The organism is Micromonospora globispora, assembly GCF_003857015.1.
Classification (GTDB): Bacteria; Actinomycetota; Actinomycetes; order Mycobacteriales; family Micromonosporaceae; genus Micromonospora; species Micromonospora globispora.
In genome coordinates, this window is the sequence record NZ_QGGF01000763.1 from 1 (window position 1) to 753 (window position 753).

At 76.2% G+C, this 753-nt stretch carries 1 protein-coding gene; it reads left to right on the forward strand.

Features of this window, described 5'->3' with window-relative positions; translation table 11 throughout:
• Positions 1–279: 279 nt before the first annotated feature.
• Positions 280–753, forward strand: a 474-nt coding sequence (locus DKL51_RS33505) for an SseB family protein (RefSeq protein WP_148097935.1), incomplete at its 3' end; no start/stop codon positions are given.

Consider the following 753-nt stretch of genomic DNA (forward strand, 5'->3'; position numbering starts at 1 on the left):
CGCCCGCACCGTCCCGCCCGGTCGCCGGCCCGGCGTGGCCCTCGCGGCGGCCGGGGTGGCCGGCAGGACGGCGGCGAGGATCGCCGCCAGGGCGGCCAGGGCCGGGCGCGCGGTGGGCCGGAACATCGACCGCCTCCGTATCGTGGCGACTCCGGAACGCGATGTTAGCGCCCTGCCGCGCCGGGCGGTGGACCGCCGCGAGCCAGCCATTGTGATCTTGATACCACCTTGTAGGTTGTACGCGAGGCCTGTGGGCTGTTCGCGGGAGGAGGGGTGGCCGTGACCGCATGGGAGCCGGCCACCGAGGCCGAGGTGGCGATGCGGGACGCGCTGCGCGCGCAGGACCAGCAGCTCTATTTCCGCATCCTGACCCGCACCGACCTGCTGCTGCCGGTCTCCGCGGAGGCCCTCGCCGGGCAGGCCCCGATGGGCTGGGGGACCTGGACCACCGCCGGGCGGACGCACGTGCTGGCATTCACCTCCCCCACGGCGATGCGCGCCTGCCTCGGCGAGAACGCCGGCACCAGCCGGCGCGTCCCGTACGCCGACCTGGCGGCCGACTGGCCCAACCACGAGTGGTGGCTGGCGGTCAACCCGGGGCTGCCCATCGAGGGCTACCTGCCCGCCTGGTTCGTCGCGCAGCTCTCCCGTGGCGACGTCCGCCTGCCGGGCCGCACCATGGGCGCCCGGGCCCGCCTGGAACGGGCTGAGACGGCCGCCCGGGCCGCCCGGGCGAGCGCTGCCACGCCGATC